General features: G+C 76.1%; 20 protein-coding genes. 4 read left to right on the top strand and 16 right to left on the bottom strand.

Translation table 11 applies throughout. The features are described 5' to 3' along the window. Window positions 1–31 precede the first annotated feature (31 nt). The 13 genes from EV374_RS01470 to EV374_RS01410 form a co-directional block, all read right to left on the bottom strand. The gene (locus tag EV374_RS01470) at window positions 32–1,813 is read right to left on the bottom strand and encodes an ABC transporter ATP-binding protein (protein WP_132230950.1); all 1,782 of its coding nucleotides are present in this window, start codon (window positions 1,811–1,813) and stop codon (window positions 32–34) included. Further along, window positions 1,813–3,513, bottom strand: coding sequence for an ABC transporter ATP-binding protein (locus EV374_RS01465; protein WP_132230949.1), 1,701 nt, complete (start codon window positions 3,511–3,513; stop codon window positions 1,813–1,815). The genes EV374_RS01470 and EV374_RS01465 overlap by 1 nt, the downstream gene beginning before the upstream one ends. Before the next feature lie 103 nt (window positions 3,514–3,616). Then, a complete protein-coding gene (locus EV374_RS01460; protein ID WP_091627865.1) occupies window positions 3,617–3,871 on the bottom strand; it encodes a hypothetical protein in 255 nt (84 codons plus the stop codon). An 18-nt stretch (window positions 3,872–3,889) separates the two neighbouring features. Then, entirely contained in the window at window positions 3,890–4,936 is a 1,047-nt protein-coding gene (tsaD, locus tag EV374_RS01455) for a tRNA (adenosine(37)-N6)-threonylcarbamoyltransferase complex transferase subunit TsaD (protein WP_132230948.1), read from the bottom strand. Then, window positions 4,929–5,384 carry a ribosomal protein S18-alanine N-acetyltransferase gene (rimI, locus tag EV374_RS01450; protein ID WP_132231335.1) on the bottom strand — a complete coding sequence of 152 codons (456 nt, stop codon included), beginning with the start codon at window positions 5,382–5,384 and terminating at the stop codon, window positions 4,929–4,931. Before rimI ends, tsaD begins: the two co-directional genes overlap by 8 nt. A 120-nt stretch (window positions 5,385–5,504) precedes the next feature. Next, window positions 5,505–6,182 (bottom strand): tRNA (adenosine(37)-N6)-threonylcarbamoyltransferase complex dimerization subunit type 1 TsaB, encoded by a 678-nt coding sequence (gene tsaB / locus EV374_RS01445; RefSeq protein WP_132230947.1) that lies wholly within the window; start codon window positions 6,180–6,182, stop codon window positions 5,505–5,507. A 93-nt stretch (window positions 6,183–6,275) separates the two neighbouring features. After that, on the bottom strand, window positions 6,276–7,226 hold the full coding sequence (locus tag EV374_RS01440) for a maleylpyruvate isomerase family mycothiol-dependent enzyme (protein ID WP_486485523.1): 951 nt from the start codon (window positions 7,224–7,226) through the stop codon (window positions 6,276–6,278). Window positions 7,227–7,255: 29 nt separating this feature from the next. Then, window positions 7,256–7,957 (bottom strand): uracil-DNA glycosylase, encoded by a 702-nt coding sequence (gene ung, locus EV374_RS01435; protein ID WP_132230946.1) that lies wholly within the window; start codon window positions 7,955–7,957, stop codon window positions 7,256–7,258. Between the two features lie 60 nt (window positions 7,958–8,017). After that, the gene (gene tsaE / locus EV374_RS01430; RefSeq protein ID WP_132230945.1) at window positions 8,018–8,500 is read right to left on the bottom strand and encodes a tRNA (adenosine(37)-N6)-threonylcarbamoyltransferase complex ATPase subunit type 1 TsaE; all 483 of its coding nucleotides are present in this window, start codon (window positions 8,498–8,500) and stop codon (window positions 8,018–8,020) included. Next, window positions 8,497–9,588 (bottom strand): alpha/beta fold hydrolase, encoded by a 1,092-nt coding sequence (locus EV374_RS01425; protein ID WP_207913794.1) that lies wholly within the window; start codon window positions 9,586–9,588, stop codon window positions 8,497–8,499. The genes tsaE and EV374_RS01425 overlap by 4 nt, the downstream gene beginning before the upstream one ends. Further along, window positions 9,585–10,703 carry an alanine racemase gene (gene alr / locus EV374_RS01420; RefSeq protein WP_132230944.1) on the bottom strand — a complete coding sequence of 373 codons (1,119 nt, stop codon included), beginning with the start codon at window positions 10,701–10,703 and terminating at the stop codon, window positions 9,585–9,587. Before alr ends, EV374_RS01425 begins: the two co-directional genes overlap by 4 nt. Before the next feature lie 125 nt (window positions 10,704–10,828). Continuing rightward, a complete protein-coding gene (locus EV374_RS01415) occupies window positions 10,829–12,298 on the bottom strand; it encodes an NAD(P)H-hydrate dehydratase (protein WP_132230943.1) in 1,470 nt (489 codons plus the stop codon). A 52-nt stretch (window positions 12,299–12,350) separates the two neighbouring features. Next, entirely contained in the window at window positions 12,351–12,719 is a 369-nt protein-coding gene (locus EV374_RS01410) for a holo-ACP synthase (RefSeq protein ID WP_132230942.1), read from the bottom strand. A gap of 176 nt (window positions 12,720–12,895) precedes the next feature. Between EV374_RS01410 and EV374_RS01405 the strand changes: the two genes are divergently transcribed. Continuing rightward, complete coding sequence (locus EV374_RS01405) at window positions 12,896–13,192, top strand: type VII secretion target (RefSeq protein WP_132230941.1); 297 nt, start codon at window positions 12,896–12,898, stop codon at window positions 13,190–13,192. 136 nt (window positions 13,193–13,328) lie between these two features. Here EV374_RS01405 and EV374_RS33170 read toward each other — a convergent pair whose 3' ends face one another. Continuing rightward, complete coding sequence (locus EV374_RS33170; protein WP_486485522.1) at window positions 13,329–13,664, bottom strand: hypothetical protein; 336 nt, start codon at window positions 13,662–13,664, stop codon at window positions 13,329–13,331. 318 nt (window positions 13,665–13,982) lie between these two features. Between EV374_RS33170 and EV374_RS33165 the strand changes: the two genes are divergently transcribed. Next, window positions 13,983–15,020, top strand: coding sequence for an alpha/beta hydrolase family protein (locus EV374_RS33165; protein ID WP_486485521.1), 1,038 nt, complete (start codon window positions 13,983–13,985; stop codon window positions 15,018–15,020). Window positions 15,021–15,082: 62 nt separating this feature from the next. Here EV374_RS33165 and glmS read toward each other — a convergent pair whose 3' ends face one another. Beyond that, on the bottom strand, window positions 15,083–16,996 hold the full coding sequence (gene glmS / locus EV374_RS01395; protein ID WP_132230940.1) for a glutamine--fructose-6-phosphate transaminase (isomerizing): 1,914 nt from the start codon (window positions 16,994–16,996) through the stop codon (window positions 15,083–15,085). Between the two features lie 204 nt (window positions 16,997–17,200). Between glmS and EV374_RS01390 the strand changes: the two genes are divergently transcribed. Beyond that, window positions 17,201–18,391 (top strand): pyridoxal phosphate-dependent aminotransferase, encoded by a 1,191-nt coding sequence (locus EV374_RS01390; RefSeq protein ID WP_132230939.1) that lies wholly within the window; start codon window positions 17,201–17,203, stop codon window positions 18,389–18,391. Window positions 18,392–18,481: 90 nt separating this feature from the next. On the opposite strand, the gene EV374_RS01385 is transcribed toward EV374_RS01390, so the two are convergent. Then, window positions 18,482–19,087 (bottom strand): helix-turn-helix transcriptional regulator, encoded by a 606-nt coding sequence (locus EV374_RS01385; protein ID WP_132230938.1) that lies wholly within the window; start codon window positions 19,085–19,087, stop codon window positions 18,482–18,484. Between the two features lie 96 nt (window positions 19,088–19,183). Here EV374_RS01385 and EV374_RS01380 point away from each other — a divergent pair, with 96 nt between their 5' ends. Next, a complete protein-coding gene (locus EV374_RS01380) occupies window positions 19,184–22,015 on the top strand; it encodes an FtsX-like permease family protein (protein WP_132230937.1) in 2,832 nt (943 codons plus the stop codon). The last annotated feature ends 2 nt before the right edge of the window (window positions 22,016–22,017 follow it).

The following is a 22,017-nucleotide window of genomic DNA, read 5'->3' as shown; positions in this document are numbered from 1 at the left end:
TCGGACACGGCACGCCGCGCGGCGCGGCGCGTCAGGAGCCGGTGCCGTGCCAGGAGCGCCAGAGGGCCGCGTAGGAGCCGTCGGCCGCCACCAGTTCGTCGTGCGAGCCGATCTCGGCGATCCGGCCGTCCTCCACCACCGCCACCCGGTCGGCGTCGTGCGCCGAGAAGAGGCGGTGCGCGATGGCCACGACCGTACGGCCATGGAGGACGGCCGCGAGGGACCGCTCCAGGTGCCGGGCGGCGCGGGGGTCGATCAGCGAGGTGGCCTCGTCCAGCACCAGGGTGTGCGGGTCGGCCAGCACCAGCCTCGCCAGCGCGAGCTGCTGCGCCTGCGCGGGCGACAGCGGGTGCCCGCCGGCACCGACCACGGTGTCCAGCCCGTCCGGCAGCCCGTCGGCCCACTCCGACGCGTCGACGGCGGCCAGCGCCGACCGCACGGCCGCCTCGTCGGCGCCCGGTCGCACCATCGCCACGTTCTCCCGCAGCGTGCCGATGAAGACGTGGTGCTCCTGGGTGACCAGGGCGACGTGCGTACGCAGCTCGGACAGGGGCAGCTCGTCGAGCCGTCGGCCGGCCACCGTGACCGAGCCGGTACGGGGCGCGTGCACCCCGGCGAGCAGCCGACCGAGCGTGGACTTGCCGGCGCCCGAGGGACCCACCATGGCCAGCTTCTCCCCCGGCTCCGGCAGCAGGGTCACGCCGTGCAGCACGTCCCGGCCCTCCCGGTACGCGTACCGGACGTCCCGGGCGGCGAGCCGCCGCTCCCCCGGTGGCGGAGGATCGGGCGGGCCCGCAGAGCCCGCGGCGGGCCTGGTCGGAGAGCCGGCCGGCGGGTCGGCGTCGGCCACCCCGAGCAGGCGTGCCATGGAGGCGCCGCCGACCTGCAACTCGTCCAGCCAGGAGAGCAGCCGGTCGACCGGGTCGATCAACGCCTGCACGTACAGCGTGGCGGCGGTGACCTCGCCGAGGCTCACCCAGCCCTTCAGGTAGAACCAGCCGCCGATGATCAACGTGGCCACCACCGGCAGCACGTAGCCGATCTCGGCGATCGGGAAGAACACCGTACGCAGCCGCAGGGTGTAGCGCTCGGCCGCGTACGACCGGTGGATGTCGGCGTCGGTGCGGGCCCGGCGGCGCGCCTGCTGCCGCAGCGCCTCCGTGGTCCGCGAACCCTCGACGGTCTCGCTGATGCCGTCGGTGATGTCGGAGTAGGCGGCGTTCTCCCGCAGGTAGCCGGCAGGCGCGCGGCGCAGGTACCAGCGGGTGCCGGCCCACAGCAGCGGCACCGCGAGCAGGCAGGGCAGCGCGAACAGCGGGTCGACCAGGAGCAGCGCGCCGACGATGAAGCAGCCGGTGACGATCGCGATCAGCGTCTCCGGCACCGCGAACCGGACCGTCCGCGACAGCGCGGAGACGTCCCGGGACGTCCGGGTGAGCAGGTCGCCCGTGCCGGCCCGTTCCACGGTGGCCAGCGGCAGCGCCAGGATCCGGTCGACGAACTCCTCGCGCAGCTCGGCCAGCACCCGCTCGCCGAGCCGGGCCGACGCCAGATGGGCGAAGCGGACGAGCACCGACTGCACCAGCACGAACCCGGCGATCAGCAGGGCGATCCGGTCCACGGTGACGCCGGACGTACCCCGGGAGATCCCCTCGACCAGGTCGCCGAGCAGCCACGGCGCGACCAGGCCGGCGGCGGCGGCCAGCGCGTGCAGGCCGAGCGCGACCCCGAGCGCCCTCGGATGCCGGCGGGCCAGCGTGCGGGCGTAGCGGCGCACCTGGCGCCCGTCGGCGACCGGCAGTGCGGTGGCCATCAGTCCTCCCCCCGGCTGACCGTCGCCCGGTAGCGCGGCTCGCCGTCGAGCAGTGCGATGTGCGACCCCTCGGCCACCGCCTTGCCGTCCTCCACGAAGATCACGTGGTCGGCGCGGTGCAGCACGAGCGGGCTGGTGGTGCAGACCAGGGTGGTCCGGCCCGCCCGGGCGGCGCCGAGCCGGTCCGCGATGCGGGCCTCGGTGTGCGCGTCGACGGCGCTGGTCGGCTCGACCAGCAGCAGGATCTCCGGGTCGGCGACCAGCGCCCGGGCCAGCCGCAGCCGCTGCTGCTGGCCGCCGGAGAACTCCCGGCCGCGCTCGGCGACCGCGCTGTCCAGCCCCGCCGGCAGGGCCTCGACGATGTCGGTGGCGCTCGCCGCCGCCAGCGCCGCTTCGAGCGTCGCGTCGTCGGCCCGGTCGTGCGGGTCCAGCTCCGCGCGGAGCGGGCCGGTGAACAGGTGCGCGTCGTTGTCGGCCACCAGGATCCGCTCCCGCACCGTCGCCAGCGCCACCTCCCGCAGCGGTACGCCGTGCAGCGTCGCGTCCGAGTCGACGTACCGGCCGAGGCGGTCCACGACCGCCGCCGCGTCCTCGGGGGCGGTGGCGGCGAGCGCGGTGAACCGGCCCGGCCGTACCGTCACGCCGGAGGCCACGTCGACCAGCTCGCCGGGGCCGTCCGGCAGGGCGGCCGGGCGGGCCGGGTCGAGCAGTTCCGGGGTGAGCCGCAGCAGCCGCACCACCCGCCGGGCGGCGACGTGCCCCCGGGTCAGCTTGTCCACCGCCTCGGTGAGCTGCCGCAGCGGGCTGACCAGGAACGCCGTGTAGCCGTAGAACGCCACCAGCTCACCGGCGCTGATCTCGCCGCGCAGCGCGAACCGGGCGCCCAGCCAGGTGACCAGCACCAGGAACGCCCCCGGGAGCAGCACCTGGGCCGCCTCCAGCAGCGACTCGACGCGGGCCACCCGCAGGCCGTCGGCGCGCAGCGCCTGCGACCGCGATCGGTAGCGGGCGGAGAGCACCGGCTCGCCGCCGACGCCGCGCAGCACCCGCAGCCCGGAGACGATGTCGCCGGCCCGGGCGGTCAGCGCCCCCTCCGAGTCCCGGTACGCCTGCTGCTGCCGGTGCAGCGGCCGGATGAGCAGCCCGACGACCGCCATCAGCAACGGCACGCCGAGCACCACGACCAGCCCGAGCGGCACGGAGGCGCTGAGCAGGAGCACCCCGACGGTCACGATCGCCACGATCGCGCCGGCGCCCCGGGCGGTGATGTCGATGGCCGCACCGATCTGGCTGATGTCGGCCGTACCGATGCTCACCACCTCGCCGGCGGAGACCCGGCGGGGCAGCGCGGCGCCGAGCCGGTTCGCGGCGCCCACGGTCAACTGCACCGTCCGGTACGCCCCGGCGAGGAAGTTGTGCACCGCGCAGTAGTGCCGCAGGATCCCCGCGACGGCCTGGAACACGCCCAGCCCGAGCAGCACCAGCCCCCAGGTGAGCAGCGCCTCCTCGTCGCGGCGGGTGAGCCCGTCGACCGCCCGGCCGACGGCCGCCGGCACCAGCGCCTGGGCGACCATCCAGACGACGCCCAGCAGGATGCCGACGGTGAGCAGCGCCTTGTGCCGCCCGGCCAGCCACACGAGATAGCGGGTCGCCGAGCGGATGTCGGGTACGCCGGGGTCACCGGCCGGTGAGAAGCGCATGGCCCACCGACGCTAGGTGGCGGGCCGGTCACCCCGCCAACCAATTACCGCCCCGGCGTGCCGCAACTCACGTGTCTCCCGCCGTCGGCCGGCCGGCCCGGCCTCAGCGGTCGACCTGCGTGAAGTCCCAGGAGTGCGGCGGGCGGGCCAGCAGCGTCGCCGGGGGCTCCGGCAGCGGACGCGGGTTGCTGCGCCACTTGGAGATGACCACCACCCGGTGGTCGGTGGAGGAGAACACCTCGCTGGACAGGTGCATCGGGTCGTGCTCGAACTCCGGCAGCGCGGTGTCGCACACCCAGGTGATCAGGTCCGCGGCGCCGTACGGCTCCGCCCGCGCCTCCCACATCCGCACGATCACGTCAGCCATCCTCGGGGTTCAGACGCTGACTGTCGTCAGCGGCATGGCGGAGTCGGCGGGCAGGTCCAGCCGGCTCGGCGCGACACCCGAGGCGACCAGGTGCGAGCCGAGGGCGGCGACCATCGCGCCGTTGTCCGTGCAGAGCCCGGGTCGGGGCACCCGGACCCGGATGCCGTACGCGGCGGCGCGGTCCTCGGCCATTGCCCGCAGCCGGGAGTTGGCCGCCACGCCCCCGCCGATCACCAGCGTCTCGACGCCGGTGGACCGGCAGGCGTCCAGCGCCTTGCGTACCAGCACGTCGCAGACCGCCTCCTGGAAGGACGCGGCCACGTCGGCGACGGGCACCGCCTCACCCGCGCGCTGCCGCGCCTCGACCCACCGGGCCACCGCCGTCTTCAGCCCGGAGAAGGAGAAGTCGTAGCGGTGGGCGGCGAGGTCCTTGGGGGCGGTCAGGCCGCGCGGGAAGCCGATGGCGGCCGGGTCGCCGGCCCGGGCCTCCCGGTCGATGTACGGGCCGCCGGGGAACGGCAGCCCGAGCAGCCGGGCCACCTTGTCGAACGCCTCGCCGGCCGCGTCGTCGATGGTGGCGCCGAGCGGGGTGACGCCCCGGGCCAGGTCGTCGACGAGCAGCAGCGAGGAGTGCCCGCCGGAGACCAGCAGGGCGATCGCCGGCTCGGGCAGCGGACCGTGTTCCAGGGTGTCCACGGCGACGTGCGCGGCCAGGTGGTTGACGCCGTAGACCGGCTTCTCGGCGGCGAGCGCGTAGCCCTTCGCGGCGGCCACCCCCACCAGCAGCGCGCCGGCCAGCCCCGGGCCGGAGGTGACCGCGATCGCGTCGATGTCGGCGAGGGTCACCCCCGCCTCCTTCAACGCCCGGTCCATGGTCGGCACGATGGCCTCCAGGTGGGCCCGGCTGGCCACCTCGGGCACGACGCCGCCGAAGCGGGCGTGCTGCTCGACGCTGGAGGCGAGCGCGTCGGCCAGCAGGGTGTGCCCGCGTACGATGCCGACCCCGGTCTCGTCGCAGGAGGTCTCGATGCCGAGGACCAGGGGTTCGTCAGTCATCGCTCACATCCTGCGTGCGCTGCATGACCAGCGCGTCGGTGTTGCTCGGTTGGTAGTAGCCGCGCCGTACGCCGATCGGCTCGAAGCCGTACGTCGCGTAGAGCTTCTGTGCGGGGGCGTTGTCGGCCGCGACCTCCAGCAGGACGCTGCGGAGGCCGAGCCGGGCGGCCTCGGCGAGCAGCGCCTCCAGCAGGAGCCGCCCGACGCCGCGCCGCTGGGCGTCCCGGCGCACCGCGACGTTCTGCACCCACGCCTCGTCGGGCGGGGCCACGGCGAGCCCGGCGTAGCCGAGCAGGTCGCCGTCGTCGCCGGTGGCGACCAGGTAGAAGTGCCCGTTGGCCAGCTCGTTCCAGAACATCGCCGCCGACCACTGCTCGGCGCCGAACAGGTCCGCCTCGATCGGCAGCACCTCGTCGACGTGCCACCACCGGAACCGCTCCAGCCGCACGCTCACGGTGCCGCCTCGGCTCGCGACTGCGGGGCTCGCAAACCCGGCTCACTCCTCGCGCTCACGGCAGCACCTCGGCTCGCGACTGCGGGGCTCGCAGGCCCGGCTCACTCCTCGCGCTCACGGCAGCACCGGCTTTCGGGCCGTCGCCGCGACGGCGTCCGGGCGGCGCAGGTAGAGCGGGGTGAGCGCCTCCGAGGGGGCGCCGGCCCGGATGCGCTCGGCGGCCAGGGTCGCCAGCACGGCCGCGTCCGGGTAGCGGGGCTCGTCCCGCACGGGCAGGCCGAGCGCGTCCGCGTACCGGTGTGCGCCGTCGCCGACCGCGGCCGTGACGGCCAGGCCGCGGGCGCGCTCGGCGGCGACCGCCGGCACGGACACCTCCGGGCCGACGATCCGCTGGCCCGCGCCGTCGTAGACCGCCCAGTAGATCTCCCGGCGGCGCGCGTCGCTCGCCGCCAGCACCGGCTCGCCGGCGGCCGCCGGGTGTCCGATGGCGTCCAGCGAGCAGACACCGTACGTCGGGACGCCCAGCACCTGGCCGATGGTGGCGGCGGTGACCAGCCCCACCCGCAGCCCGGTGAACGGGCCGGGGCCGAGGCCGGCGACGATCGCCCCCAGGTCGGCCGGGCGGGCGCCGGCCTCGGTGAGCACGGCGTCGACCTGCGGCGCGAGCAGTTCACCGTGGGCGCGGGCGTCGACCGTGCAGCGGTGCGCGCGGGCCGCGACACCGTCCGCCGCGACCTCCACCAGCGCCGCGGTCACCGCGGGGGTCGAGCTGTCCACCACCAGTACGAGCACGGTGAGCCAGCCTAGTCGCCCCCGTGGTCACCCCGGGTCACGCCCCGGCCGGGTGGGACGAGCGGCGGGGCCGGTGGCGCGGGCGGCCGGGCGTCAGCTCGGGGTGCGGAACTTACGCAGGAAGGCCGGCAGCAGCCAGGGGCGCCGCCCGCTGACGCGCACCTTGCCGGTGAGCACCGCCCGGGCGCGGCTGACCCGGCCGAACATCATCAGGTTGAGCGTGCCGGGATCGTGGTCGATCCGGGCGTCGGCCCGGGCTGCCGGGTCGGCGAACGTCATCCGCCCCCGGTGCAGCAGGAGCCGGACCGGGGCCGCGTACGCCGAGCGGAACTCGACCACGACGGGCCGTTCGCTCGGCGGCGCGCCGCCGTCGATGAGCCGCCCGTAGCCGTGCCGGACCACCCCGGCCACGAACAGCTCCATGAACAGCGCGGCGTCCCGGCCGGGGAGCGACCACGGCCGCCCGGCGACGCGGGCGACGTCGTGACCGTGGATGAGCAGCTCGTTGACCAGGTGCGCGCAGAGGCCGGCGAGGGGCACCCGGGCCCCGCCGAGCCAGGGCACCGTCTCGTCGGGGCGCTGCCCCTCGCAGACGGCCAGGAGCCGCCCGACGTCGGCCCGCAACCGGTCGGCCAGGGCCTGCGGCTCGCGCTCGGTGAGGTGCCGCAGCAGCACGTCGTTGAAGTCCGCCACCGTGTCGACGGTGACGTCCGGGAGCTGACGGTGCAGACCCGGCACCGGCAGGGGCGGGTGGTCCGGGTCCACGAGGCACGCGTAGTACCACGCCAGGGAGCCCACGTGGGCCAGCGTGTCGGCCACCGACCAGTGGGCGGTGGCCATGGCCTCGGGTGGGGTGGCGCGGACCAGGTCGAGGAAGCGGTCGGTCTGCTCCGCCAGCGCCGTCCGCGCCACCCGCCACCGCTGTTCGCTGACCGTCGCCGCCATCGCCGCCTCCCGGCTCGCGTCGCTGCTCGGCGAGGTCGGCACCGCCACGGCGTACGCGCCGACCGACCGCTCGCAGCACAGGCTACAACGGACGGTCACCGCGCGGTGACCGCGAAAGTGCGCAGCTGTCAGCCGGCGGAACGCTCCCAGTCGACCGTGGGCAGGCCGGCGTCGGCGAGCGCCTTGTTGGCCGCGCTGAACGGGCGGCTGCCCAGGAAGCCGCGCGGGTTCATCGGGCTGGGGTGCCCGGCCTCCAGCACCACGTGCCGCGGGTTGGTCACCAGGGCCGCCTTCTTGCGCGCGTAGCCGCCCCAGAGCAGGAAGACCACCCGCGAGTCCATGGCGTCGAGCGCCCGGATGGTGGCGTCGGTGAACTCCTCCCAGCCACGGTTGGCGTGCGAGCCGGGCGTCGCCTCGCGGACGGTGAGCACGGCGTTGAGCAGCAGTACGCCCTGCGCCGCCCAGCCGCTGAGGTTGCCGCCGCGCGGCTTCGGCACGCCGAGGTCCTCGCCCAACTCCTTGAAGACGTTGCGCAGCGACGGCGGCACGCTCACGCCCTCCCGCACGCTGAAGCTGAGCCCGTGGGCCTGCCCCGCCTTGTGGTAGGGATCCTGCCCGAGGATCAGCACCCGGCAGTCGGCCGGGGCGCAGAGCCGGTAGGCCGAGAAGAGGTCCTCGACCGGCGGGAAGACGGTGCGGGTCGCGTACTCGCCCGCGACGAACTCGGCCAGCGCGGCGGTGCGGGCCGGGTCGAGGTGCGGGGTGAGCACGGCACGCCAGTCCTCCGGCAGCAGCGCCAGCAGGTCCAGGGTGGGGGCGTCGTCGGGCATCGGCAACCTTTCGCCTGTCGGGTCCGTCCCGCGCACTCTAGGCAGCCGGTACGACAGCGCTCACCCGAGGGCGGTCAGGCGCTGCGCCCAGTCGCCGCCGACCGGCTCCAGCTCGACCACCCGGGTGTCGTCGTCGCGCCGGTCGACGCGTACCCGCAGGTGGGCGTCGACGAGCTGCTCGACCAGACCCTCGCCCCACTCGACAACGGTCACCGACTCGTCCACCGAGGCGTCCAGGTCGAGGTCGTCGATCTCGGCGCGCGGGTCGGCGGCGTCCCCCAGCCGGTACGCGTCGGCGTGCACCAGCGCCACCCTGCCGCCCCGGGCCGGGTCGGGCCGGTGCACCCGGGCGATCACGAAGGTGGGCGAGGTGACGTCCCCGAGCACCCCGAGCCCGGCCCCGACGCCCCGGGTCAGCGCGGTCTTGCCGGCGCCGAGCGGCCCGGTCAGCAGCAGCAGGTCGCCGGCGCGCAGCAGCCCGGCCAGCCGCCGCCCGAACTCGTGGGTGTCGTCGACGGTCGGCAGCTTCACGACGTGGCTCACAGCGCCTCCAGGAACCGGACCAGCGCCGCGTTGACCTCGTCGGCGTGCTCCAGCATCACCACGTGCCCGCTGTCGGAGATCTTGACGAACTCGGCGTGCGGCAGTCGCCGGACGATCTCCTCGGAGTGCGTCACGGGGGTGATCATGTCCTTGTCGCCGACGACCACCAGCACGGGGGTGTCCGCCAGCGCGGCGAGCGCCGGGAACCGGGAGTGCGTGGCCAGCGTCCGCAGGTAGCGCGTCACCGTGTCGGCGGAGGTGCGGGAGTTCATCGTCTCGACGTACGACACCAGGGCCGGACTGGGCTGGCGGGTGCCGAAGCCGTACCTGCGGGTGAGCAGCCAGGCCACGTTGGTGGTGGATCTGCGCGCCCGGTCGATCACCGGGCCGCCGTAGCGGGTGACGTTGCCGACCATGTGCAGCACCGGCGCGCCGACCCGGCCGAGCAGGGCGGGCGCGACCAGTTTGGTCTCGGCGATCAGGCCGCCCGAGGTGGCCATCAGCACGGTGCCCACGACCCGGTCGCCGAACAGCTCCGGAAACAGCTCGGCGAACGCCATGATGGTCATTCCGCCCATCGAGTGGCCGACCAGCACCAGCGGCCCCTCCGGGGCGGTCCGGTCGATCACCTCGCGCAGCGTCCGGCCGAGCGCGGTGAGGTCGTACTCGCCGGTCTCCAGCCGCCCCGACCGGCCGTGCCCGGGCTGGTCGTAGGCGACGATCCGGTGCTCACCCCGCTCGGCGAGCAGCTTGCGCTGGAAGTGGAAGGTGCCCATGTCCAGGCAGAAGCCGTGCACCAGCACCACGGTCGGGTTGCCGGGCACGGGCCGGGTCGGCTCCACCACCTCGACGTGGATGTCGGTGCCGTCGGGCATCTCCAGCCGGAAGGAGTCGTCGTACCGCTGCTCGCCGAAGACCTCCCCGGCGTACCGGTCGGTGGGGTCGGCCTTGAGCTTGCGGACCAGGGCGCGTTCGGTGGCGACGCCGGCCGCGAGCCCGGCGGCGGCGACCCCGACGGCGGCCAACGCGCCGATGGCCGCCTTGGCGTGTCCGGTACGCGGCAGCGGGATGCGGGAACGGGTCGTCACGGGCGCTCGCCGTCGTAGACGCGGGGCACCCGGGTGCTGCCGAACCGTGTGACGATCTCGTAGTTGATGGTGCCGACCGCCTCGGCCCAGTCGTCGGCGGTGGGCCCGCCGTCGGCGCCGCTGCCGAAGAGGGTGACCTCGTCGCCGGCGGCCACCGGGTCGTCGCCGCAGTCGAGCACGAACTGGTCCATGCAGACGCGGCCCGAGATCGTCCGGCGCTTGCCGCCGAGCTGCACCGGGCCGCTGTTCGAGGCCTGCCGGGGCACCCCGTCGGCGTAGCCGAGCGGCACCACCGCGAGGTTCGCCGCCCGCTCGGTGGTGTAGGTGTGCCCGTACGAGACGCCGGAGCCGGCGGGGACGCGCTTGGCGAGCATCACCCGGGCGCGGGCGGTCATGGCCGGGCGCAGCCCGTAGCGCTCGCCGGCCACCGGGGAGAGACCGTAGACGGCCAGCCCGGGGCGGACCAGGTCGAAGTGGGTGTCGGGCCGGGTCAGGGTGGCCGCCGAGTTGGCCAGGTGCCGGTAGCGCGGGCGCAGGCCGGCCTGTTCGGCCATGCCCAGCCCCTCGTGGAAGACGGCGATCTGGCGGTCGATGGTCGGGTGGCCGGGCGAGTCCGCGTACACGAAGTGGCTCCACACCCCGACCACCTCGACCAGGCCGTCGGCCTGCGCCTTGGCGGCGGCGTCGAGCAGGGCCGGCCAGTCTGCGACGGTCGCGCCGCCCCGGGCCAGCCCGGTGTCGATCTTGAGGTGCAGCCGGGCCGGCCGACCGGCGGCGCGGCCCGCCGCGACCATCTCGTCGAGCTGGGGCAGGCTGGCGACGCCGAGGTCGACCCCGGCGGCGACGCCCTCGTGCAGCGGCAGCCCGGGCGCGAGGAGCCAGGCCAGCACCGGCACGGTGATCCCGGCCCGGCGCAGCGTGAGCGCCTCGTCGAGCGTGCAGACCCCCAGCCAGTCGGCTCCGGCGTCGAGGGCGGCGCGGGCGGCCGGGACCATGCCGTGGCCGTAGCCGTCGGCCTTCACCACCGCCATCAGCTCGGCGGCGGTGCCGGACCTCAGCCGGCTCACGTTCTCGCGGATCGCGTCCAGGTCCACGCGTACCTCGGCCTGCCACATGCCCCCAGCCTACTTTCCGCGCCGATCCCCCCGGCCGAGGCCGGCGCAGCCGGCACGGAGCCACCGCCGGCGCGGCCGGTGCCGCCGGTGCCGCCGGTGCCGTCGGTGCGGTCGGTGCCGTCGGGTCAGGTGAGGCGGGCGAGGACCGGGCGGAGGGCGTCGGCCACGTCGGGCGCCGTCACCGGCCCGCCCCGGGCCGCCTCCCGGCCGGCCAGCCCGTGCAGGTACGCGGCGGCGGCCGCCGCCCGCTCCGGGGGCAGCCCGGCGGCGAGCAGCGAGCCGAGCAGCCCGGCCAGCACGTCGCCGGTGCCGCCGGTGGCCAGCGCCGGGGTGCCGGTCGGGTTGACGTACGCCCGGCCGTCCGGCGTGCCGATCACCGTGCGGTCGCCCTTGAGCAGCACCACCGCGTTCATCCAGGCGGCCAGCCGCAGGGTGGCGGCCACCCGGTCGGCGCCCGGCTCCTCCCCGCAGAGCCGGGTGAACTCGCGGTCGTGCGGGGTGACCACGATCGGGGCGTCCCGCGTGCGCAGCCGGCCGGCGAGCGAGCCGTCGACCAGCAGCGTCAGCGCGTCGGCGTCGAGCACCACCGGCACCGGGGCGGCGAGCACCGCCCGCAGCTCCCCGGCTGCCTCCTCGCCGGTGCCCAGGCCGGAACCGCAGACCCACGCCTGCACCCGCCCGGCGTCGGCGACCCGGCCGGTCGCGATCACCGACGGGTGCCGGCGCAGCACGTCGGCCCGGGCCGAGCCGGCGTAGCGGACCAGGCCGGTCGGGCCGGCCAGCGCCCCGGCGACGGAGAGCACGGCCGCGCCGGGGTAGGTCGCCGAGCCGGTCGCGACGCCCACCACGCCCCGGCTGTACTTCTCCGAGGCCGGGCCCAGCCGGGGCCACCAGTCGACGACGTCCGACCACTCGGTCACGCCCAACGCCGGGCTGCCCCGCAGCCACGGCTCCAGCCCGATGTCGACCAGCTCCACCTCACCGGCGAGCGCGGCGGCCGGGCCCACCACCAGCGCGGGCTTCAGCGCGCCGAACGCCACCGTCACGTCGGCCCGTACCGCGCTGGGGCGGCCCGACGCGGTCAACGGCACTCCCCCGGTGTCGACCGCGACCCCGCTGGGCACGTCCACGGCGACCACGGTGGCCGGTGCGCCGTCGCGCCCCCGGTGCCCCACGAGGCTGGCGGCGAGCTGGTCGGCGGTGTCCCGCAGCCCGCCGCGCCCGCCGATCCCCACGATGCCGTCCAGCACCAGGTCGACGGTGCCCGGCGGCCGGTCGACAGTCCGCCCGCCTGCGGCCCGCAGCGCGGCCAGCCCTTCCGCGTGCGCCCGGCCGGGGGCCAGCAGCAGCGCCGACACGGCGGCGCCCCGCCGGGCCAGGTGGGCGCCGGCGAGGAGCGTGTCGCCGCCGTTGTCGCCGGAGCCGACCAGCAGCAGCACCCGCGCGGCGTAGACGCCGCCCCGGTCGGCAAGCAGCAGCGCGCAGCGGCGGGCCAGCCCGGCCGCCGCGCGCTTCATGAGCGTCCCGGGCGGCAGCGTGGCCATCAGGCCCGCCTCCGCAGCGCGTACGTCCGCGACCCGCCACACCGATCTCATGCCACCCCGTCCCGTCCGACTCCCGGCGCGCCGCGATCCGGCACGCTCCCGATCACCGCTCCGCGACCACCATCGCCGAGGCGATCCCACCGTCGTGCGACAACGAGAGATGCCAGCGGTTGACCCCGCGCTCGGTGGCCGCCGCCGCGACGGTGCCGGAGACGGTCAGCCAGGGCCGGCCGTCCGGGTCCGGCACGACCTCGCAGTCGTGCCAGCTCAGGCCGGCCGGGGCGCCGAGCGCCTTGGCGACCGCCTCCTTGGCCGCGAAGCGGGCGGCCAGCGACTCGGGCGAGCGCGGGTTGCCGGAGCGGGTGCACCGCTCGGCCTCCGTGAAGAGCCGGTCGGCGAGCAGCGGTGTCCGTGCCAGGGCCTTGGCGAACCGCTCGACGAGGACGACGTCGATGCCGACAGCGACGATCACCCGCTCACCCTACCGGCGCGGGCCGCCGCAGATTAGCCCTCGGCACCGCGCGCGGCAACGCCTGTGGACGACGCGGCCGTACGCGGGCGGGCCGTCGTCCACAGGCCACGCGCGGGGGCGTAAACGACGCCTAGCGTCGCGGCCGTCGATGTTTTCGCGAGGCGGGGGGGCCGAGGATGACCGAGCAGCCGTTGACCGTACGACCGGACGCGCTGCGCCGGGCCGCGCGCGGGCTCGACGACGACGCGTACCGGCTGGCACACGGGCTGGTTGGGGCGCCCGGGCTGGTGGTGCCGGCCCCGGAGTGGTCGACCGGCGCGGCGTCGGCCGGGCTGGAGTCGGCCGTGCACACCTGGTTCGGCGGGCTCGGCGCCCGGGTGGCCCACACGGCCGGGGCGGTCCGTCGCGCCGCCGAGGCGTACGAGGCGGTGGACGACCGGGCGGCCGGCCGCCTCACCGCGCTGCCCCGGTGAACGTGCCGGCACCCCCGGCGCCGGGCCGTCCGGCCCCGGCCGGGCACGCGGCGCGCCCGGTCCCGCCGGCGCCCCCGGCACGCCCGACGCCTCCGCCGCGCCCGGCGCACCCCGCCGGCCGCGCGACGGACGTCGGCTACCGGCAGCTGTGGGCGGCCGATCCCGACGCGTGGCGGGCGGCCGGGGTGGCCTGGCGGGGGCTGACCGGCCCGGTGGCGCGGCGGGCCGACGAGCTGACCGCCGGCGCGGCGGTGCTGCGGTCCGGCTGGTCGGGCGGGGCCGGCGTCGCCGCCGACGCCCGGCTCGCGGCCCTGCGCACCGAGCTGACCGCCGTCTCCCCCGCCCTGATCGAGGCCGACCAGGTGCTGTCCGAGTTCGCCGGCCGGCTGGCCGCCGCCAAGGCCCGGCTCGCCGCCGCGGTGGCCCGCGCCGACGCGGCCGGACTGCTGGTCGACCGGCAGGGCCGGGTCACCGCCGACCCCGCCCGCGCACCGGCGACCGCACGCCCCGGGACGGGCGCGGCCGGAGCCGGCGCACCCGTGGTCCGCGCGCCCGGGGCCGGGACGGCCGGGGCCGGCGCGTCCAGGGCTGGCGCACCCGGGGCCGGAGCGCCCGGGGCCGGCGCGGGCGGAGCCGGGGTGGGCGAGGTGGGTGCGGCGATCCGGGCGGCGCTGGAGCTGGCCGGCGCGGCCGACCGGGAGGCCGCGGGCCGGCTGGACGCGCTGGCCGCGCGGGGTGGGCCGAGCGGCCGCCGCCCGGCCGCCCGAAGGCCGGCGCCGACCCGGCCTCGGTGCGGGCCTGGTGGGCCGGGCTCACCCCCGCGCAGCGCCGATGGCTCGTCGCGCACGAGCCGGGGCTCCTCGGCCGCCTCGACGGGGTGCCGGTGGCCGCCCGCGACCAGGCCAACCGGCTGCTGCTCGGGGCGCGGCGGGAGGAACTGCTGGGCGCGCGGCGACGGCTGCTGGAGCGGGTGCCGCGCGGGCCGGTCGAGCTGGCCGGGCTGTCGCGGATCGGGAAGTCCCTGGCCGGGCTGGACGCGCTGGCCGCCCGCCTGGGGGGCGACGAGCAGCCCCGGGCGTACCTGCTGGGGCTGGGCACGGGCGGTGAGGGACGGGCGGTGGTGGCGCTGGGCAACCCCGACCGGTCGGCCCGGGTGCTGACCTACGTGCCGGGGATGACCGCCGGCCTGCACGACGTGCCCGGCGAGTTGGGCCGCGCGGCGCGGGTGCTGGCCCGCTGCGCCGCCCTCGCCCCCGAGGAGGAGGCCGCCGCGGTGCTCTGGCTGGACTACGACGCCCCCGACTTCCTGCACGAGGCGGCGTGGCCGGGTCAGGCCCAGAACGCCGGCCCGGCGCTGCACCGGTTCCAGGAGGGGCTGCGGGAGACCCACGACGGGCCGCCGGGCCGGCAGACCGTGCTCGGGCACAGCTACGGCTCGCTGGTGGTCGGCACGGCCGCCCGCGACCACGGGCTGGCCGCCGACGCGCTGGTCTTCGTCGGCTCGCCCGGGGTGGGGGTCGCGCACGCCGGCGAGCTGGGCGTGCCGCCCGGGCAGGTCTGGGCGAGCACCGCGCCGGACGACGTGATCCGGTGGGCCCGGTCGCCGGACGAGCTGGCCCGCCGGTCCCTGCTGGGCGCGTCGCCGGTCGGCCCGGCGATCGGGGCGCTGCTCGGCGCGCCGGAGCGGGAGCTGTGGTTCGGGCAGGACCCGTCCCACCCGGGCTTCGGCGGGCGTACGTTCCCCAGCGGCCGGCACGGCCACACGGGCTACTGGGCGCCCGACAACCCGGCCCTCGACGGGATGGCCCGGGTGGTGCTCGGCCGCTGACCCGCGCAACGCGGCGGGCCCCGCCCACCGACGGGGGTGGACGGGGCCCGTCGTCGGGCGGCCTACTCGACCGTGACCGACTTCGCCAGGTTGCGGGGCTGGTCCACGTCGTGCCCCCGGGCGGCGGCGATCTCGGCCGCCAGGACCTGCAACGGCACGGTGGTGACCAGCGGCGCGAGCAGCGTCGGCGTACGCGGCACGCGGATCAGGTGGTCGGCGTAGCGGACGACCGCCTCGTCGCCCTCCTCCGCGATCACGATCGTCCGGGCGCCGCGCGCGCGTACCTCCTGGATGTTGGAGACCACCTTGTCGTGCAGCATGCCCCGGCCGACCGGGGACGGCACGATGCAGATCACCGGGGTGCCCTTGTCGATCAGCGCGATCGGGCCGTGCTTCAGCTCGCCGGCGGCGAAGCCCTCGGCGTGCATGTACGCCAGCTCCTTGAGCTTGAGCGCGCCCTCCAGGGCCACCGGGTAGCCCACGTGCCGGCCGATGAAGAGCACGGTCGGCTCGGCCTTAAGGTCGCGGGCCAGCTCGCGGACGGGCTCGATCCGGTCCAGCAGCTCGCGCAGCTTGCCCGGCATCTCCTGGAGCTGGGCGACCACGGCGGCCACCTCGTCGGCGAACTTGATGCCGCGCACCTGCGCCAGGTGCAGGCCGATCAGGTAGCAGGCGACGAGCTGGGTGAGGAACGCCTTGGTGGACGCGACGGCGATCTCCGGCCCGCCGTGGGTGTAGAGGACCGCGTCGGACTCCCGGGGGATGGTCGAGCCGTTGGTGTTGCAGATGGCCAGGACGCGCGCCTTCTGCTCCTTGGCGTGCCGCAGCGCCATCAGGGTGTCCATCGTCTCGCCGGACTGCGAGATCACCACGATCAGCGTGGACCGGTCGAGGACCGGGTCGCGGTAGCGGAACTCGCTGGCCAGCTCCACCTCGCAGGGGATCCGGGTCCAGTGCTCGATGGCGTACTTGGCGACCAGACCGGAGTGGTACGCGGTGCCGCAGGCGACGATGAAGATCTTGTCGACGTCGCGCAGGTCCTGGTCGCTGAGGCGGACCTCGTCGAGCATGATCTCGCCGGAGTCGGTGAGCCGGCCGAGCAGCGTGTCCGCGATGGCCTGCGGCTGCTCCTCGATCTCCTTGAGCATGAACCAGTCGTAGCCGCCCTTCTCGGCGGCGGAGGAGTCCCAGTCGATGTGGAAGTCCTTGCCGCTGGCGGGCTGGCCGGCGAAGTCGGTGATCTCGATGGTGTCGCCGGTGATCAGGACGATCTGGTCCTGGCCGAGCTCCACCGCCTCCCGGGTGTGCTCGATGAACGCGGCCACGTCGCTGGCCAGGTAGTTCTCCCCGTCGCCCCGCCCGACGACGAGCGGCGAGTTGCGCCGGGCGCCGACCACCGCGCCGGGCACCGCGGCGTCGACGGCGAGCAGCGTGAACGCGCCCTCCAGCCGCTGGCAGACCACCCGCATGCCGGCGGCGAGCAGCTGCGGCCCGTCGGGATGGCCGGCGGCGCGCAGGTCGGCCAGCGCGGCGGAGAGCAGGTGCGCGGCGCACTCGGTGTCGGTGTCGCTGGTGAACTGGACGCCGTCGGCCTCCAGCTCGGCGCGCAGCTTCGCGAAGTTCTCGATGATGCCGTTGTGGATCACGGCGACGCGGCCGTCGGGGGCCAGGTGCGGGTGGGCGTTGCGGTCGGTCGGACCGCCGTGGGTTGCCCAGCGGGTGTGCCCGATGCCGGTGGTGCCGTCGCCGATGCCGATCGGGCTGGCCGCGCAGGAGGTGGGATCCTCGGCGGCCCGCTCGGAGAGCACCTTCTCCAGGTTGGCCAGCTTGCCGGCCTTCTTCTCGGTCAGCAGCGCGCCGTCGCAGACGATGGCGACGCCGGCCGAGTCGTAGCCGCGGTATTCCAGCCGCCGCAGTCCGTCGAGCACGATGCCGAGCGCCGGGCGCGCGCCGGCGTAACCAACGATTCCACACATGTCCCGCAGCCTAACCTAGTTTCACTCATCGCGCGTGCGCGAAAGCCGGGTAAACGATCACCCAACTTGAGCGATCGGAGGGGAAGCGGCACTCTCCGTGACATAGCTCCGCCGGGCGACGGTGCTGCCGGCGACGATCCCGGGCGGTCGGGGCCGCGCTCGGCAGGGGTTGAAGCCGCGCCGGGAGTCCGTAGGCTGGCGGGCGTGACGACCGCCGACGTGGATCCGCTGGTGGCCCGGATGCGCCCGTTCGGGACGACCGTCTTCGCCGAGATGTCCGCCCTCGCCGTGCGCACCGGCGCGGTCAACCTCGGCCAGGGCTTCCCCGACACCGACGGGCCGCCGGAGATGCTGGCCGCCGCCGCGGAGGCGCTGCGCACCGGGCAGAACCAGTACCCGCCGGGCCCGGGCGTCCCGGCGTTGCGCGCGGCGGTGGCGGCGCACCAGCGCCGGTTCTGGGGGCTGGAGTACGACCCGGACGGCGAGATCGTGGTGACGGCGGGCGCCACCGAGGCGATCGCGGCGGCGATCCTCGGGCTCTGCGAGCCGGGCGACGAGGTCGTCTGCTTCGAGCCCTACTACGACTCGTACGCCGCCTCGATCGCGCTGGCCGGCGCGGTCCGGCGCCCGGTCACGCTGCGTCCCGCCGCCGACGGCCGGTACGCCTTCGACCCGGCCGCCCTGCGCGCCGCGTTCGGCCCGCGCACCCGGCTGGTGCTGCTCAACTCGCCGCACAACCCGACCGGCAAGGTCTTCACCCCCGACGAGCTGGCCCTGGTCGCCGAGCTGTGCCGGGAGCACGGCGCGTACGCGGTGACCGACGAGGTGTACGAGCACCTGGTCTTCACCGACGCGTCCACCCCGCACGTCCCGCTGGCCACGCTGCCCGGCATGCGGGAGCGGACGCTGCGCATCTCGTCGGCCGGCAAGACGTTCTCCTGCACGGGCTGGAAGGTCGGCTGGGTGAGCGGGCCGGCGGCGCTGGTCTCGGCGGTGCTGCGGGTGAAGCAGTTCCTGACCTTCGTCAACGCCGCGCCGCTCCAGCCGGCGGTCGCGGTGGCGCTGGCCCTGCCGGACGACTACTTCGCCGACTTCCGCGACGGCATGCAGGCCCGCCGCGACCAGCTCGTCGGCGGGCTCACCGACGCCGGGTTCGAGGTGCTCGCGCCGGAGGGCACCTATTTCGTGACCGCCGACGTCGGCGCGCTGGGCGGGCGGGACGGGGTGGAGTTCTGCCGGTCCCTGCCCGGGCGGTGCGGGGTGGTCGCCGTGCCGACGCAGGTCTTCTACGACGACGCCGAGGCCGGTCGGCACCTGATCCGCTTCGCCTTCTGCAAGCGCCCCGACGTGCTGACCGAGGCCGTCACCCGGCTGCGCCGGCTGTCCGCGACCTGAGCCTCCCGCGGCCGGCCGCGCGCCGTCCACGCCGGGTCGGGCCGCGCCGAGTCGGGTCGGGTCGGGCGGGTCGACGCGTACGCCTGAGCGTCAGCCAGCCGCCCGGGTCGGGCCGGTCCCCCGCTCCTGCGACGCCGCCTCCGAGCGGGGCACCCGGAGCCGGGCGAGCGCCGCGCCGCCGTCGGCGAGCAGCACCTGCTCGGCGTCGTCGACGAAGGCCAGGTCGGCCTCGACGTGTCGACTCGCCGCCGAGAGCAGCAGGCCGACCACGGGGTCGTCGGCCTGGCGGCGCAGCCCGTCGAGGTTGCGCAGCTCCCGCATCAGGTGACCGCGCTGGTTGCCGAGCACCGCGCGTACGGTGGCCGGCTCGCCGGAGCGGGCCGCGGCGGTCACCTTGAGGAAGAAGTCGTCCCGGAACCCGCCGCTGCGCGGGCTGGGCTCGCCGAGCCAGCGCGCCAGCTCGGCCCGGCCCTCCGGGGTGATCTCGTAGACCACCCGGTCGGGCTTGACCGGCTGGGGCTGCCGCTCGGCCACCACCAGGCCGTCGCGGGAGAGCCGGTCGAGGATCTGGTAGAGGTGCCCGATGTTGAGCGGCCCCCACTGCGGGCCGACCGCCTCCTCGAAGGCGCCCTTCAGCTCGTATCCGTAGCTGGGCCCGCCGACGAGCAGGGCCAGGACCGCGTGCTGTATCGCCACCGTCTACTCCGATCCGACCCGGGGCTCACCGCCGCCGGGCCTTGCATTGTCACAATGTATCGCGCACAGTGTGCTCAGCACACGGGGAGGCGCGACATGTTCGACATCATCTGGAGACAGCTTCGCGGCCGTGCGGGACGGTCGGTGGCGCTGCTGCTCGGCGTACTGGTGGCGACCACCGGGTTCGTCGTGCTGACCGGCGCCACCACCACCTCCCGCCTCGACGTCACGGGCTCCGTCGAGCGGAACACCGACGCCGCCTACGACATCCTGGTCCGCCCGAAGGGCACGCGAACCCCGCTGGAGGCCGAACGCCGGCTGGTCCAGCCCAACTACCTCTCCGGGCTCTTCGGCGGCATCACCACCGCGCAGTACGACCAGGTGAAGGCGGTCACCGGGGTGGACGTCGCCGCCCCCATCGCGATGCTCGGATACTCCACCGCACCCGTGCCGACCCCGCTGGACCTGACCGACGCCGTCGACCGCTCGCTCGACCGGCAGGTCATCCGCGTCGATCCCCGGTTCGTCGCCGAGCGCGGCCTCTCCGGCGCGCCGGGCCGGCCCCGTTTCGTGTACGTCACCACCCACCCGCTGATCTACCCCCGCACCGACGTGCCCCAGGCCAGCGACGCCACGCAGTACACCGACGGGCGCAGCTATCCGTGGGCCCCGTGCGGGTGGGCCGAGCCCCGCGAGGTGCTGCCCGACGGCAGCACCCGGGCCGTCTGCGATCCCCGGGCCGTCCTGGGCAGCCCGGGCGCGTACTCCGAACGGGAGGAGTGGTCGCTGGTGGCCGTACGGCTGCTCCCCGACGGCCGCTTCGAGGCCGGCGGGGGCGTCTTCCCCGACGCGGGGTCGGACCCCTCGTCCACCTCGGACCGGCTGCGGATCGCGGTCAGCCTGACGGTGCCGCTCCTGCTCGCCGCCGTGGACCCGGCCGCCGAGGACCGCCTCGTGGGCCTAGGCCGAGCGGTGGTCGACGGGCGGGCGCTCGGCCCGGACGACACGACGACCATCAAGCACATCGACTCGGATGAGTTGCACACCGTGCCGGTGCTCGCGACCAGTCGCCCCTTCGTCGACGAGGAGCTGCGCGCCAGCTTCACCCGGCTGCCCGCGGCCCGCCCCGCCGGTGTCGAACTCGCCGAGCTGGAGCGGGCCCTGCGGCGCGGCCCCGAGCTCCCCGCCGGCGAAGCTCGCCACGACGTCGCCTCCGGCTGGCGCGCCCGGCTCGCCGCAGGCGTCTCCCCGACCGGCTGCTGCTTCGGCCAGCTCCAGGCGATGGTCCAGGCCGGCCCGACGCGGTACGACCGGCTGCCCGACGGCACGCTGCGGGTCGGCGCGCTCCCGGCGACCGATCCGGAGGTGTACGGCGACCAGACCGCGTTCAACCCGTTCCCGCGTCCGTGGCTGGCCGACGACACCGGAGCACGGTCGCTGCGCAAGCTCCCGCTGAAGAAGGGGAATCCACGTAACCTGCTGTACCGGAGCTGGCGGGCCGTGGGGGTCTTCGACCCGGCGAAGCTGACCGGCTTCAGCGACCTCGGGCGGGTGCCGCTGGAGACGTACGAGCCGCCGACGGCGCAGGGCGCGGACGCCGCCAGCCGGGACGCCCTGGGCGGCCGTGCGCTGGAGCCGGGCGGCAACCCGGCCGGTCACCTCTCCGCCCCGCCGCTGCTGCTGACCAGCCTCGCCAGCGTGCCGAAGCTGCTGGCGGGCGGCGGCAGTCCGCAGCTCGCCGCCCCGATCAGCGCGATCCGGGTCCGGGTCGCCGACGTGGGCGGCTACAGCGACCGCGCCGCCGAGCAGGTCCGGCTGGTCGCCGAGCGGATCGCCCTGGTCACCGGGCTCGACGTCGACATCACCCTCGGCTCGTCGCCCGCCCCGCAGGCCGTGGAGCTGCCCGCCGGGTCGTTCGGCCGGCCGGCGCTGCTGCTGACCGAGGAGTGGTCGGCGCTCGGGGTCGCCTCGGTGATCACGAAGGCGGTGGACCGCAAGAGCGTCGCGCTGTTCGTACTGGTGCTGGTGGTCTGCGCGCTCTTCCTCGGCAACGCGGTCGCCGCCGCCGTCCGGGACCGCCGGTCCGAGCTGGCGGTGCTCGCCTGCCTGGGCTGGCCCGCCCGGCGGATCGGCGCGCTGATCCTCGGCGAGGTCGCCGCCCTCGGGCTGGCCGCCGGTCTGCTCGCGCTGGCGCTGGCCGTCCCGCTCGGCGCCGCGCTCGGCATCGACGTGGGGTGGCGGCGGGCGCTGCTGGCCGTACCGGTGGCGCTGTTGCTGGCGCTGGTCGCGGGCCTGACGCCGGCCCTGCGGGCAGCGCGCGCCCACCCGGCCGCCGCGCTGCGCCCGGCGGTGGCGACGGCCCGGTGGGTACGCCGGCCGCGCACCCTAATCGGCCTGGCCCTCGCCAACCTGGCGCGTACGCCCGGCCGCACCCTGCTCGGGGCCGGCGCGCTGGCCATCGGGGTGGCCGCGCTGACCCTGGTCGCCGCCGCCGGATACGCGTTCCGCGGCGCCATCGTCGGCAGCCTGCTCGGTGACACGGTGTCGCTGAGCGTGCGGGGCGCGGACACCATGGCGGCCGTCGCGACGGTGCTGCTCGGCGCCGCCGCCGTCGCCGACGTGCTCTACCTGAACATCCGGGACCGGGCCGCCGAGCTGGCCACCCTGCGCGCGGTCGGCTGGAGCGACGCCGCACTGGGCCGCCTCATCGCCTACGAGGGGCTGGCCCTGGGTCTGCTCGGCGCGGTCACCGGCGCCGGCCTCGGGTTGGCCGGGGCGGCCTGGCTGGTCGGCGCCCTGCCCGGCACCTTGGTCGCGGTCGCCGCGTCGGTGGCGGCGGCCGGTGTCCTGGTCACCTCGGTGGCCGCCCTGGTCCCGGCCGCGCTGCTGCGCCGGCTGCCGACCGCCCGACTGCTCGCGGAGGAGTGACG

The organism is Micromonospora sp. CNZ303, from assembly GCF_004345505.1.
This window is presented reverse-complemented; position numbering and strand designations above follow the sequence as displayed.